Origin of the sequence: Paenibacillus vulneris (assembly GCF_039543185.1) — a bacterium.
GTDB classification, from domain to species: Bacteria; Bacillota; Bacilli; order Paenibacillales; family NBRC-103111; genus Paenibacillus_S; species Paenibacillus_S vulneris.
This window is the reverse complement of sequence record NZ_BAABJG010000008.1, coordinates 82,106-95,599: the sequence shown is the minus strand read 5'-3', so window position 1 is coordinate 95,599 and position 13,494 is coordinate 82,106. Positions and strand designations below refer to the sequence as shown.

Annotated in this window: 11 protein-coding genes; 1 reads left to right on the top strand and 10 read right to left on the bottom strand. The window is 47.8% G+C overall.

The window, feature by feature from the left end; translation table 11 throughout:
• Window positions 1-129: 129 nt before the first annotated feature.
• The 5 genes from speD to lonB form a co-directional block, all read right to left on the bottom strand.
• Window positions 130-531, bottom strand: coding sequence for an adenosylmethionine decarboxylase (gene speD, locus ABEA66_RS10140; protein ID WP_079910005.1), 402 nt, complete (start codon window positions 529-531; stop codon window positions 130-132).
• Window positions 532-895: 364 nt separating this feature from the next.
• Window positions 896-1,486 (bottom strand): non-ribosomal peptide synthetase module, encoded by a 591-nt coding sequence (locus ABEA66_RS10135; protein ID WP_179135962.1) that lies wholly within the window; start codon window positions 1,484-1,486, stop codon window positions 896-898.
• A 380-nt stretch (window positions 1,487-1,866) separates the two neighbouring features.
• The gene (gene yihA, locus ABEA66_RS10130; RefSeq protein ID WP_345587465.1) at window positions 1,867-2,505 is read right to left on the bottom strand and encodes a ribosome biogenesis GTP-binding protein YihA/YsxC; all 639 of its coding nucleotides are present in this window, start codon (window positions 2,503-2,505) and stop codon (window positions 1,867-1,869) included.
• Between the two features lie 43 nt (window positions 2,506-2,548).
• Entirely contained in the window at window positions 2,549-4,882 is a 2,334-nt protein-coding gene (gene lon / locus ABEA66_RS10125) for an endopeptidase La (RefSeq protein ID WP_345587455.1), read from the bottom strand.
• Window positions 4,883-5,072: 190 nt separating this feature from the next.
• Complete coding sequence (gene lonB / locus ABEA66_RS10120; RefSeq protein ID WP_345587454.1) at window positions 5,073-6,776, bottom strand: ATP-dependent protease LonB; 1,704 nt, start codon at window positions 6,774-6,776, stop codon at window positions 5,073-5,075.
• Between the two features lie 221 nt (window positions 6,777-6,997).
• On the opposite strand from lonB, the gene ABEA66_RS10115 reads away from it, so the two are divergent.
• Complete coding sequence (locus ABEA66_RS10115; RefSeq protein WP_345587453.1) at window positions 6,998-7,726, top strand: N-acetylmuramoyl-L-alanine amidase family protein; 729 nt, start codon at window positions 6,998-7,000, stop codon at window positions 7,724-7,726.
• A gap of 105 nt (window positions 7,727-7,831) precedes the next feature.
• On the opposite strand, the gene ABEA66_RS10110 is transcribed toward ABEA66_RS10115, so the two are convergent.
• The 5 genes from ABEA66_RS10110 to tig all read right to left on the bottom strand — a co-directional run bounded on the left by ABEA66_RS10110 (window position 7,832) and on the right by tig (window position 13,478).
• Window positions 7,832-8,530, bottom strand: a complete 699-nt coding sequence (locus tag ABEA66_RS10110) for a divergent polysaccharide deacetylase family protein (RefSeq protein ID WP_256865324.1) — start codon at window positions 8,528-8,530, stop codon at window positions 7,832-7,834.
• 221 nt (window positions 8,531-8,751) lie between these two features.
• The gene (gene ispG / locus ABEA66_RS10105; protein WP_192702883.1) at window positions 8,752-9,864 is read right to left on the bottom strand and encodes a flavodoxin-dependent (E)-4-hydroxy-3-methylbut-2-enyl-diphosphate synthase; all 1,113 of its coding nucleotides are present in this window, start codon (window positions 9,862-9,864) and stop codon (window positions 8,752-8,754) included.
• A gap of 96 nt (window positions 9,865-9,960) precedes the next feature.
• Window positions 9,961-11,226, bottom strand: a complete 1,266-nt coding sequence (gene clpX, locus ABEA66_RS10100) for an ATP-dependent protease ATP-binding subunit ClpX (protein WP_079910002.1) — start codon at window positions 11,224-11,226, stop codon at window positions 9,961-9,963.
• Window positions 11,227-11,237: 11 nt separating this feature from the next.
• Entirely contained in the window at window positions 11,238-11,831 is a 594-nt protein-coding gene (gene clpP, locus ABEA66_RS10095) for an ATP-dependent Clp endopeptidase proteolytic subunit ClpP (protein ID WP_079910001.1), read from the bottom strand.
• 363 nt (window positions 11,832-12,194) lie between these two features.
• Entirely contained in the window at window positions 12,195-13,478 is a 1,284-nt protein-coding gene (tig, locus tag ABEA66_RS10090; protein ID WP_345587452.1) for a trigger factor, read from the bottom strand.
• Between the last annotated feature and the right edge of the window lie 16 nt (window positions 13,479-13,494).

The following is a 13,494-nucleotide window of genomic DNA, read 5'->3' as shown; positions in this document are numbered from 1 at the left end:
ACTCCCCCCAAGTCCAATGAGCTTCCTCAAGCTTCGGTTAAAACGTAATACAAGCTTTACTTATTCATTGTATGGGGGGCTAGGCAAACAAATAACCACGGATTTCTCCGTGGTTACCATTTAACGTTATTATTTTGTCATTTGAGCTAGCTTTAATTCCGGTGTCTCTACTGTCAATTCGCCCATGCCGCGAACAAGCTTCTTTGCATGCGCCGTTGCCGGCTTCAGAACCGAAATCATATAATCAATAGCAAGTTGAGGATCTACTGTCTCACCGCAAGTATAGCAATCCAATGCGGCAAAACCTTTCTCAGGATAAGTATGAATGGAGAGATGACTTTCCGACAATAATACTAGCACTGTTGCACCTTGCGGCTCAAACTGCTTGGATTGAACAGACATCACAGTTGCCCCGCATGCCTCCGCAGCTTCTACCATTTGCGCCTGTAACCATTCTGCATTGTTGAGAAGTTCAAAATCAACTCCCCAAGTATCAACAGCAACGTGTCTTCCGAAAGTTGAGTATTCCATCTTTCGGTCCCCCTTCCTAGGAATAAAATGTTTGAAAAATTTCATCCGCTAGGACCTACGTCATTCACTTCTCGAGGGAATAATCTCTCGCAACATTCAATGTCCTGAGTGAATCCTGGTTCCTATTTTGTTTTCAACGAAAATAAAAATAACATCTATTCCGAATAAAAGCAATACTTTTTTTTGCCAATGCCTAGTTTTCTTTGCTGCGAGCGCTGCACATTGTCTAACATATGTTACAGACTTGTCTCAGGTGTATTGGAGCCATGGATTTTTTTCGGGGAAATAACGCCTATATGTTTATCGAGACAAAATTAAAAGAGCTTTTCCGCATCAACGGAAAAGCCCTTTGACTTCTATATAGTTAAGCTTCGAGTACGAATAAGCGATGCGTCAGGTTACGAAGACGGTCATCAATTTGTTCGCGTACGGCTGCTTCTTGTATGTCGTTTCTCAGGTCGAGCAATTCATTGATCTGAGATTTTATGGTCATTATTTCTTGCTCTACCTCCACTTTACGGAACATTTTCTCCAGCATTCCGACAGTATCCTTATACTCGTAGATCAGACGATCGGTTTGCCCTTTGCGTTCCACAATTTTCATTACCGTGCCCCGGTCATATTCATAAATCATCGTATAAGATTCATAAATTCGGTGAACAATGGCACTTCCTTTAAAGGTTGAAACGGCCTTTCTCATCAATTGAACCAGATTTTTGTCCGTGATGCTGCATGTACCACGGCAAACATACATGTTGAACTGTCTTTCGAACGAGAGGACGATCTCTTGTCCCGCTTCGTTGTCCAGCAAAACCACCTCTTGATTTCCATTTTCAAGCACTTTCACCTGCAAGGAGGCTTGATGATCGACAAACATCTGAATAAACATGGCCATCTCGGCTTCCGTTAACTGTAGGCAGGTTTTGACGTATTTGGTCGCTAACCTAATTGCCATAAAAATCCCTCGATTCTTTGTTTTCGAAACATAAAGCCAAACCTATATTCTCTTGTTCTATATACATTATACTACATAAATATTTAATATTCCTGCCATCCATTCATTGAATTCCGGTGAATTTTAGAAAAAACTGCTTTAATCACGGAAGGATTCAACCTTTTCATATAAATCCCTCTGTTTCCCTTATAAAGTTATCAACTTCCCTGGGACATATTATATTCGATAACGGCCAGTCAAAGTTCCTTATAGTCCAGACCTTATGGATCAGGGTTAGGCTTTTCTTTTTGGTGTGAGTGGTCCTTCTAAATAAAAAAACTATCCTATAAAAGCAAGCCCGCTGCGGTGGGTAACTTGTCTTTACAGGATAGTTGGCAGGATTATTCCGGCTGGACTTCTACAGGCTCCTCGTCCGGAGTTGAAGCCGCTTCGCCGTTACGGATCTTGCTCTCAATGACGCCCCAAAGCTCGTCCTTGCCTATTCCGAGCTCGGACGAGAACAACACGAAAGGATCGTTCTTGTCCATCTGCAAGGTTTCCTTAACAATCTTCACGTGCTTTTGCCACTGGCCCTTGGATATTTTATCCGCCTTGGTCGTGACGACACATAGAGGCACTCCGTTGTGTTTGAGCCAAGCATACATTGCCTGATCATCCTTGGAAGGCGGATGCCGCAAATCGATAACGAGCAGCACCAGCTTCAAGAATTCTCTGTGAAGCAAGTATATCTCGATAAACTTGCCCCAAATTTCACGCTTGGACTTGGAAACCTGGGCATAGCCATAACCTGGCAAATCGACGAAAAATAAGTCCTGATTAATTTTATAATAATTTAATTGCTGTGTTTTTCCCGGCTTAGAGCTTGTTCTAGCCAGATTTTTACGCTGGATCATCCGATTGATCAGTGATGACTTTCCTACGTTAGAACGCCCTGCCAGAGCAATCTCAGGCAAGGCGTCCGCAGGATACTGATTCGGACCAACCGCGCTGATAATAAACTCAGCCTGATTGACCTTCATGTTTTCCTTCACTCTTTCCTTCATCGAGGCCGAAATCGCCTCTTTATACCCCTACGGGTTTGACCAATGCATGCTCAAGCACTTCATCCATATGTGAAACTGGAACAAAGGTCAGCTCCTTGCGCACGCTTTCCGGTACTTCCTCGATATCCTTCTCATTATCTTTAGGGATAATGACCTTGCGAATGCCCGCCCGATGAGCGGCAAGGCTTTTTTCCTTCAGCCCGCCGATAGGGAGCACGCGGCCGCGCAGCGTAATCTCTCCTGTCATCGCCACTTCGCGGGAAACAGGAATATTCGTCAAGGCGGAGATCAGCGCCGTCCCCATCGTTATCCCGGCCGAAGGGCCATCCTTAGGAATAGCTCCTTCCGGAATATGAATATGAATATCGAACTTCTCATGAAAGTCCGCCGGAATGTTCAGCTGCCCCACTCTGGAACGGGTGTAGCTGAATGCTGCCTGCGCCGATTCCTTCATCACATCGCCTAATTTGCCCGTCAGCGTCAGCTTGCCGTTACCCGGCATGACCGTAACCTCGATGACGAGGGTATCGCCGCCGACCTCCGTCCAGGCAAGGCCGGTAACCGCACCGATTTGATCGAATTCCTCGGCTACGCCAAAGCGGAATTTGGGTGGTCCAAGGTATTCCTTGACATCATCGTAGCCAATGATGACCTTCTCACCTTCACCCGATACGACCTTCTTGGCCGCTTTGCGGCATACCGCGGAAATTTGCTGCTCCAAATTGCGGACTCCCGCTTCCCGCGTATACTCTCGTACAATCCGCATAAGCGCCGGCTCCTCAATTACCAGCTGATCGTCTTTAAGACCATGGTCCTTCTGCTGTTTAGGCAGCAAATAATTGCGTCCGATATGCAGCTTTTCGATCTCGGTATAGCCCGGAATATAGAGCACCTCCATACGATCAAGAAGCGGTCTCGGAATATTATGCACCGCATTGGCCGTTGTGACAAACATAACGTTGGACAGATCGTAAGGGACCTCGATGTAATGATCGCTGAACGTACTGTTTTGTTCCGGATCAAGAACCTCCAGCAGCGCCGCCGCCGGGTCTCCGCGGAAATCCATCGCCATTTTATCGATCTCATCGAGCAGGAACACCGGATTGGCGGAGCCTGCGTTTTTCATCCCTTGAATAATACGGCCAGGCATCGCACCGACATAAGTGCGGCGATGTCCTCTAATCTCCGCTTCATCCCGTACGCCCCCTAGCGAGATACGGATAAATTGCCGTCCCAAAGACCGTGCGATGGAGCGGGCGATCGATGTTTTACCTACCCCGGGAGGCCCTACAAGACACAGGATCGGCCCTTTAAGCTTCTTTACCAGCTGCTGAACGGCCAGGTATTCCAGCACACGTTCCTTCGGCTTCTCTAGCCCGTAATGGTCCTCGTTCAAGATTTGCTCGGCGCGGTTGATGTCCAGATCATCCTCGGTGAACTTCGACCATGGAAGGCCAAGCAGCCAATCGATATAATTCCGGATCACGCCGCCTTCAGCCGAGGTCGCCGGCATCTTCTCCAGCCGATCGATTTCCTTCTCGATTTTTTCCTTGACCTTCTCCGGAACATCCGTTTCTGCAAGCTGGCTGCGCAGCTCCTCCACCTCGCCTGCACGGCCTTCCTTATCCCCCAGCTCCTTCTGTATCGCCTTCATTTGCTCACGAAGGTAATACTCCTTCTGGGTTTTCTCCATCTGCTTCTTGACCCGCTGGCTGATTTTGCGCTCAAGCTCCAATACTTCACGTTCGTTGTTAAGTATGCTGAGCAGCTTTTCCAACCGGTCCTTAACATCAATGGTTTCAAGAATTTCTTGTTTGTCCTTAATTTTTAACGATAAATGACTGCAAATCACGTCAGCCAGCCGGCCCGGCTCATCGATATCGGATACGGCGGCTAACGTCTCCGGGGTTACCTTTTTGGACAAATTAATATAATGCTCAAACTGGGTAAGAACGGTACGCATCAGTGCATCGATTTCCGGATCTGAAGTTTCCTGTTCAGGCAGCTCCTTGACTTGAACCTCGTAGTATTCCTCATTCGTTAAAAATTCGCTGATTTCCGCACGAACGATTCCCTCGACCAATACCCGGATCGTGCCGTTAGGAAGCTTCAGCATCTGCCTTACCTTGGCAATCGTTCCGATGCGATATATGTCTTCTGTTGTAGGCTCTTCAATGTTAACTTCCGATTGGGAGCAAAGAAGAATCATGCTGTCATCCACCATGGACTTCTCCAGTGCTTTTACTGATTTTTCTCTGCCTACGTCCAGATGCAGCACCATGCTAGGGTAAACGAGCAATCCCCGCAAAGGAAGCAACGGCAAGCGCCGCACCTTTAATTTGTTCGGTCCCATCCTGGAGCACCTCCTGTGAACTTTGCTTTCAGCAAAGTTGACTTCGCAACAATCCGCCTTTTTAAGCGACCTTGCTTCGCCAGCATTACCAATTGCTGTAGTTAACATTTTAGCAAAATTGATTTAAAAACACCAATCGGCTTGTCAACTTATCTCGCACCGACAAAAAAGAAACGCTGAAGGCAGATGATTACTCTAGCCCATCAGCGTGCAAAACAGTTACCGATGCAGGCGGCATCACATCCGGCTGTATTCCGGAGGCTTCGGTTAGCGTGGAAACTTCAATTCCTAAAGCATGGTGCAGCACTTCATCTACCGATTCAACCGGAATCACCTCAAGCCCGTTAAGACCCCCGAATATTTCCTGCCAATTTTCTTTGGGGATAATGACTTTGGTGGCCCCTGCCTGGAATGCGGCCTCTACTTTGGCGACAACGCCTCCCACCGGCTTCACCTTGCCATGAATGCCCACTTCACCGGTCATGGCGATATGGTTATCCACCGGAATTTGCTTGATAGCTGACGCTATGGCCGTTGCCATCGATACGCCTGCGGAAGGACCGTCTATCGGAGTGCCTCCCGGGAAGTTGATGTGCAGATCGTAATTGTACGGATTGATGCCCAATCTGCGCAATACGGTAAGCACATTTTCAACGGAGCCGCGCGCCATGCTTTTTCTGCGGATCGTGCGGGCCCCTCCGCCCATCTCTTCTTCATCTACGACACCCGTGATGGTAAATTTGCCGCTGCCCGGCTGAACGACCGGAATAGCTGTAACCTCGATCTCGAGCAGTGTCCCCAGGTTCGGCCCATAGACGGCGAGTCCGTTAACAAAGCCGATTTCCGGCTTCGACCCGATCTTGCGTTCCGGTCTTGGAGGAATTTGCGAGCTGTTGATCACCCATTCCACATCGGAAGCCGATACTTCTTTACGGCCGTCTGTCAAAGCCATCCCTGCCGCCAGCTGAATAATATTGACTGCTTCCCTGCCGTTGGTCGCGTGCTTCTTGACGACCTCCACGGCGGCCCCGTTTTCCGGCAAACCGATTTTCTTCAAAGCGTTCAAAGCAATTGTACCGATTTCGTCCGGTGTTAGAGGCCTGAAGTATATCTCCATACAACGGGAGCGTATGGCAGGAGGCAGCTCTTGGGGATTACGCGTCGTCGCGCCTACAAGGCGAAAATCCGCCGGCAGTCCATGCTGAAAAATATCATGGATATATCCCGGGATATTCATATCCTCCGAGTTGTAATAAGCACTCTCCAAAAACACCTTACGATCTTCAAGCACCTTTAATAATTTATTCATTTGATGCGGATGTAATTCGCCGATCTCATCAATAAACAAGATTCCTCCATGCGCTTTGGTCACGGCGCCGGCCTTCGGCTGCGGAATCCCGGCCACTCCCATGGCTCCCGCTCCTTGATAAATCGGATCGTGAACGGAACCGATCAGCGGGTCGGCAATCCCTCTTTCGTCAAACCGGGCTGTCGTCGCATCAATCTCCGTAAATTTCGCCTCTTGGCGGAAGGGAGATTCCGGATTTTTCTTAGCTTCCTCCAGAACGACACGCGCCGCAGCCGTTTTCCCTACTCCCGGAGGTCCATAAATGATAACATGCTGCGGGTTGGACCCGCACAATGCCGCTTTCAGGGCGCGAAGCCCTTCCTTTTGCCCTACGATATCCCCCATGGTGCTGGGTCTCGTTTTTTCGGCCAGTGGTTTATTCAAGGAAATGGAGCGAAGCTTTCTCAGCTTCTCGAGCTCTTTCTTCGACTCCTTATCCACAGCAGTTCGATTGGATTGCTGATTCCGCAATAAATTCCAGAAATACATACCGATGACAACGGCAAAAAATAGTTGAATAATCATCAAGATAACACTGATATTCATTAAAACCCCTCCTATGTGATCAAGTTCGCCTTCCGCACCAAACGAATAAGCTCCATATACCTGGTAGTATTCCCCTTAAAAGGGCGGATTCATACGGTTATGAGAAAGTTTTCTGGACCGTATGAGAACGTAATGGGAGAGAACCATAAGAGGGAAGTTTTATCGTAAAGTCTATGTTTTCGATGCCAGTTTTCTACGAAAACTTTAAGGAGTGTAGTTTTATGCGACGCTTGGCCGTGTTCCTGCTTTTATTTTCCGTGATCTTCTTCACTTCCAATCAGCCATTAGACGCACGATCAGACCATCATCAAGCTGCGAAAAATCCGATCGTCTCCAATGTGGACGTGCTGATCGATGTTGGTCACGGCGGAGTCGACAGCGGTACTCTGTACGGAGGACTTTATGAGAAGGATATTAATTTGGAAATATCGAGGTTGATTTATGACCTATTGCGGCAAAAGGGAAAGGTGGTACTTATGAACCGCATAGAGGACTATGCCTTAAGCGGAGAGAACCGCTGGTTCCGGTCCCGATCCCGGCATCTGAAGGATCTGGCACAACGAAGCCACCTGGCCAACGAAATCCGTCCCAAAGCCGTCGTCAGTATTCATGTGAATTGGTCCTCTAAGAGCAGTAAACGAGGCGCTATCGTGCTGCATCAAAAGTCCGATGCGAGCAAAAGGCTGGCCGTCAGTCTCCAAAATTCCTTGAATCAGCTGTACGGCACGTCCGGACACGTCACGCATGGCAAGCCGTTTTATATATTAAAGCATATTCAGGTCCCTGCCGTTATCTGTGAAATGGGGTTTATCTCCAATGCGCAGGACCGCGCTCAAATGACCGAGCCGCAGAGGCAGCAGGAGCTGGCTCAAGCCATCGCCGACGGAATTCTTAACTACCTTCAGCAGCCACGGACTGAACGGATCATTCATGACAAAATACGGCGGTGAAAACAACTGGTCTCAGACTTCGAGCTATTCAATACTTGGCAAGGGGCCCCAGGCTTGAACTCCATCATGTCGAGAAACTCTGTATGGCATACAAAGCTGGCCCCTCTAGGAGACCAGCTTCGAAATCGTAACAAACTGCGCTTTTTTCTGAATCGACGGAATCGTCTGCTTCAAGACGGCCGCGGTATGCTTCCCTGGAGGCCCTACATGACCTATGACAACGGTAGTATCGTGGTCGTCCACATGCTTAAGAACCTTCAGGGCTTGCTTTACAATATGCTCGCGCGTGTAAATGTCGTCCATAAAAATGTTGTTTTCCAACGTGCGGAAATTCAGATCTTGTGCCACCATCGGGACTACACTTTTGGGAGTTGTTTTACTGTCCAGATAGATCATATGCTTTTCCTTGCACACCTCCAGCACAATGCGCATCATTCTTTTATCTGCCGTCACTTTAGACCCCATATGGTTATTAATGCCTATTGCGTAAGGAACCTCTTCAATAGCCGCTATGACGCGGCGCCGGATCTCCTCATCGGATAAATCGGTCGTTAGGGCGCCTGGGCCGAGCCAGCTTTTCTTGCCTTTGACCGGCTCCATGGGCATATGTACAAGCACATCATGACCGAGGGAATGAGCCCATTCCGCATCCCGTTTGGTTGTGGGTAAGAACGGCATAACGGCAACGGTGAAAGGTACCGGCAGTTCCATAATTTCCTTCGTGCCCTGCATATCATTGCCAAGATCATCAATAACAATCGCTATTTTCTTCGGACCGGCCCCTTCTCCCTCCGACCGAACCATACCGGTTGGTCCAAGCAGCATGCAAATAGCGACAAAATACATAACAACCCATTTCGTTGTTTGATTCATAGAACTTTCCTCCTGAATAGTTAGAAGCACTCTCCTTGTTATTTGTATCCAGAAGAAAACCTATTCATGGAACCCGCATTGAAATGATATTCATGTAAAAATTAAAAAAGCAATGTCTCTGCGAAGAGAAACATTGCTTTGTCTTGTTATTATTAAGCATGTGCTGAATGTTTGTTTCTGCCCGGAATTTCTCCAGTCCGCTCATAGTGCTCTACGATAATGTCAATTTCCTTCTTAAGCTCACTAAGCAATTCGGCTTCGGGCACTTTCCGGATCATTTCACCGTAACGGAACAGCATCCCCTCGCCTCTAGCCCCAGCGATCCCGATGTCGGCTTCCCTTGCCTCGCCAGGTCCGTTTACGGCGCAGCCAAGGACAGAAACCTTGATAGGCACTTTAATCTTGGAGATGTAATCCTCCACCTCATTAGCAATAGAGAACAAATCAATATCCAAACGGCCGCAGGTAGGGCAGGATACCAGGGTCGCCGCATTGCTGATCAGACCGAACGTCTTGAGCAGCTCCCGGGCTACCTTAATCTCTTCTACCGGATCCGCGCTAAGCGAGATACGAAGCGTAGAGCCGATCCCCATGCTGAGCAGGGCACCAATGCCGGCGGAGCTTTTCACCGTACCGGAGAATAAGGTCCCGGCTTCGGTAATGCCCAAATGCAAAGGGTATCTGAACGCCGAGGCAGCTTGCGTATAAGCAGCAATAGCCATCGGAACGTCGGAGGCTTTCAAAGAGACGATGATATCATGGAAATCCAGCTCCTCGAGGATGCCGATATGGTACAATGCGCTTTCTACCATAGCTTCCGGTGTCGGGTAGCCGTACTTCTCCAGAAGATGGTTTTCAAGCGAACCTGCATTAACCCCGATCCGAATAGGAATTCCCCGTTCTTTGCAGGCTTTAACGACAGCTTCAACCTTTTCGCGGCGTCCGATATTGCCCGGATTAATGCGAACTTTATCGATTCCGTTCTCGATAGCCATAAGCGCCAAACGATGGTCGAAATGAATATCTGCTACCAACGGGATTTGAATTTGACGCTTGATGTCCTTAATCGCTTCAGCAGCTTCCTTGTTGTTGACCGTGACACGAACCAGCTGGCAGCCTGCGTCCTGCAATCGATGAATTTCCGCAACGGTCGATTTGACGTCGGCCGTTTTGGTTGTGCACATACTCTGCATAATGACTTCATTGCTGCCGCCGATCGTTAAATCCCCAACTCTAACCGGGATAGTCTCTGTTCTGTGAAACATGTATTCGATCTCTCCCATGATACCAAACATCCTCCGCTCTAGGAAAAAGCCAATTAATGGCTTTTTCCCGGATTGGAGGTCGTATGGTTTAGTTATTTATGCGCTCTCTTCTTTTTTCTTAACGGATTTCTCGTCCTTGCTTGTAATTTCCGGAGTGATCTTGGATTGGATCGACTCTTTCGTTACAACGCAAGTGGAAACCTCCGTGCGGGAAGGAGCTTCATACATGACATCCAGCATGATGCTCTCAATGATCGCTCTTAAGCCGCGGGCGCCGGTATTGCGCTTAATGGCTTCGCGCGCGATTTCCTCGAGGGCTTCGTCGTTGAATTCAAGAGAAACGTTATCCATCTCCAGCATCTTCTGATACTGCTTCACGAGCGCGTTTTTAGGTTCAGTCAAGATCCGTACCAACGCAGCTTCATCAAGCGGCTCCAGAGTAGAAATGACTGGCAGACGGCCCACGAACTCGGGAATCAAACCGAATTTGAGCAAGTCTTCAGGCAACACCATCGACAGGTATTCTCCTGGCTTCAAATCCGTTTTATGCCCGTCGGTACCGAAGCCGATCACTTTCTTACCGATTCTGCGCTTGATGATCTGCTCCAGACCATCAAATGCACCACCGCAGATGAACAAAATGTTCGTCGTATCGATCTGGATGAATTCCTGATGCGGATGCTTGCGGCCGCCTTGAGGAGGAACGGAAGCAACCGTGCCCTCCAAAATTTTCAGCAGCGCCTGCTGCACACCCTCACCGGAAACATCACGTGTGATGGAAGGATTCTCGGATTTACGTGCTACTTTATCGATTTCGTCGATATAAATAATGCCGCGTTCCGCTTTTTCAACATCGTAATCCGCCGCCTGGATCAGCTTAAGCAAAATATTTTCAACGTCTTCCCCTACATAGCCGGCTTCCGTCAAAGACGTAGCATCGGCAATAGCGAAAGGTACGTTCAAAATTTTGGCCAAAGTCTGAGCAAGAAGTGTTTTACCACTGCCTGTAGGACCTAACAGGACGATGTTACTTTTTTGAAGCTCAACTTCCTCAAGCTTGCTTTGCTGGGAATTGATCCGCTTGTAGTGGTTGTACACTGCAACGGAAAGCGATTTTTTCGCCTGATCCTGTCCGATAACGTATTGATCCAGGATAGCGCGGATTTCTTTTGGCTTCGGTACATCCTTAAGGTCCAGCTCTTCCTCATGTCCAAGCTCTTCCTCAACAATTTCCGTACAAAGCTCGATACATTCATCACATATATAGACGCCTGGTCCAGCTACTAATTTGCGTACTTGCTCCTGAGATTTTCCGCAAAAGGAACATTTGAGCTGACCTTTTTCATCATTAAATTTAAACATGCAATCACTCCTTATCCATTCAATTCGTTACGAGTGATAACCGCATCAACAAGCCCGTATTCCTTGGCTTCTTCAGCGCTCATGAAATTGTCACGGTCTGTATCCCGCTCAATTTTCTCAAGCGGCTGCCCCGTACGTTCTACATAAATTTGATTCAGCTTTTGCTTGGTTCTAATAATCCAGTCTGCATGGATTTTAATATCCGATGCCTGGCCTCTTACGCCGCCAAGCGGCTGATGAATCATAATTTCGCTGTTCGGAAGCGCAAAACGCTTGCCTTTTGCCCCTGCGGTGAGCAGCAAGGAGCCCATGCTTGCCGCCATACCTACACAGATGGTAGATACATCGGGTTTAATGAACTGCATTGTATCATATATACCCATTCCGGCAGTTACCGAACCGCCCGGTGAATTGATGTACAGAGAAATGTCTTTCTCGGCATCCTGCGCGGACAAAAACAGCAACTGCGCAATAACGAGGTTGGCAACATCATCGTCAATGGCACTGCCGATAAAGATAATGCGGTCTTTCAATAGGCGGGAATAAATATCATAGGAGCGCTCCCCGCGTCCTTCTTGCTCAACAACCATAGGTATCAGACCCATTGTTCCAACCCCTTTGCTCAAAAATTGACTTGCAAAATACATTGTAGCACGTTTAATAACATTTCGCGAATCTCCCGCATGCTCAGCATAAAAAAACTAGCCTATGCTTAGCATTGCCATTCCATGCCGCAGAAAATCATCGCAGAGTCAAGGTGTATCCTATGTACTTGCATTACAACGTTGGTCGTATGTTGAATGTGGAAGAGCCAAAGCGTGTCCGATTCCTTATGCCGCAAAAGCGCAGGATGCCACGGACAAACCGTTGTTACAATATGTATTAAACTTAAAGACAAGGGTACGAAACCTTGCCTATAGAGAAAGGCACGCATATGGACACGTGCCTTACCTCCTATGTGATGCTTATTATTTGCTGTTAGCAACCAAGAAGCCAACGGTTTTAGGAATAACGATATCGTGTTTCATGCTATCCAAGTTACCGTTTGCTTCCAGAATCGCGCGAAGCTCATCTGCAGAGCGTTGGTACAATTGGGACATTTGTAGCAGTTGGTTGTTAAGCTCTTCTTCGGAAGCTTCCAGGTTCTCCGCCTTGGCAATAGCTTCCAAAACAAGGTTGTTCTTAACGCGTTTTTCCGCGTCACCGCGCATTTGTTCTTTCAGCACGTCGTCGTTTTGACCTGTGAACTGGTAGTACAATTCAAGGTTCATGCCTTGGCTGGACAGACGGTTCTCGAACTCTTTGAGCATTTGCTCGCACTCGTTCTCGATCATTACCTGCGGAATATCCACTGTTGCGTTTGCAGCTGCTTTTTCAACTACATCCGCTTCTTTTTTAGATTGAATTTCGCTTTCTTTACGCTGCTTCAACTTGCTTTCAAGATCTTGCTTGAATTCTTCCAAAGTTTCGAATTCGCTGACGTCTTTTGCAAACTCGTCGTCAAGAGCCGGCAAGTTTTTGCGTTTGATGTCATGAAGGTGAATTTTGAAGACTGCTTCTTTCCCCTTCAGCTCTTCGGAATGGTAGTTTTCAGGGAAAGTTACGGTAATGTCCTTGTCTTCACCTTTGTTCAAGCCTACCACTTGCTCTTCGAAACCAGGAATGAAGCTGTTGGAGCCAAGCTCAAGAGAATACTTCTCAGCTTTGCCGCCTTCGAATGCTACGCCGTCAACGAAGCCTTCGAAGTCAATGGATACAACATCGCCGTTTTGCGCAGGACCTTCTTCAACAGGAACCAGCTCAGCATGACGCTGCTGCAATTTATTCAGCTCTTCGTTTACTTCTTCTGCGGTTACCTCAGCATCTTGCGCTTCAAGCTCAAGACCTTTATATTCGCCAAGCTCAACTTCTGGCTTAACGATAACTTTAGCTTTGAATTTCAAAGCTTGGCCTTTGCCGAATTGCTCAACGTCTACTTCAGGACGGTCTACAGGAGTGATTCCTGTCTCGTTCACCGCTTCAACGTAAGCTTCAGGAACTACGATATCCAAAGCATCTTGATACAAGCTTTCAACGCCAAATTTAGCTTCGAAGATTTGACGAGGCACTTTCCCTTTGCGGAAACCCGGAACGTTGACTTTCGTTACTACTTTCTTAAATGCTCTGTCCAGTGCGTCGGCAACTTTGTCCGCGTCCACTTCAATATCAAGAACTCCAACGTTCTTCTCTATTTTTTCCCAGCTTGCTTTCATTTTATGCTTTCCCCTC

Excerpts from the sequence above, each read along its gene's own strand:
- speD (WP_079910005.1), bottom strand. The coding sequence starts at position 531 with ATGGAATACTCAACTTTCGGAAGACACGTTGCTGTTGATACTTGGGGA.
- ABEA66_RS10135 (WP_179135962.1), bottom strand. The coding sequence starts at position 1,486 with ATGGCAATTAGGTTAGCGACCAAATACGTCAAAACCTGCCTACAGTTA.
- yihA (WP_345587465.1), bottom strand. The coding sequence starts at position 2,505 with ATGAAGGTCAATCAGGCTGAGTTTATTATCAGCGCGGTTGGTCCGAAT.
- lon (WP_345587455.1), bottom strand. The coding sequence starts at position 4,882 with ATGGGACCGAACAAATTAAAGGTGCGGCGCTTGCCGTTGCTTCCTTTG.
- lonB (WP_345587454.1), bottom strand. The coding sequence starts at position 6,776 with ATGAATATCAGTGTTATCTTGATGATTATTCAACTATTTTTTGCCGTT.
- ABEA66_RS10115 (WP_345587453.1), top strand. The coding sequence starts at position 6,998 with ATGCGACGCTTGGCCGTGTTCCTGCTTTTATTTTCCGTGATCTTCTTC.
- ABEA66_RS10110 (WP_256865324.1), bottom strand. The coding sequence starts at position 8,530 with ATGGTTCGGTCGGAGGGAGAAGGGGCCGGTCCGAAGAAAATAGCGATT.
- ispG (WP_192702883.1), bottom strand. The coding sequence starts at position 9,864 with ATGTTTCACAGAACAGAGACTATCCCGGTTAGAGTTGGGGATTTAACG.
- clpX (WP_079910002.1), bottom strand. The coding sequence starts at position 11,226 with ATGTTTAAATTTAATGATGAAAAAGGTCAGCTCAAATGTTCCTTTTGC.
- clpP (WP_079910001.1), bottom strand. The coding sequence starts at position 11,831 with ATGGGTCTGATACCTATGGTTGTTGAGCAAGAAGGACGCGGGGAGCGC.
- tig (WP_345587452.1), bottom strand. The coding sequence starts at position 13,478 with ATGAAAGCAAGCTGGGAAAAAATAGAGAAGAACGTTGGAGTTCTTGAT.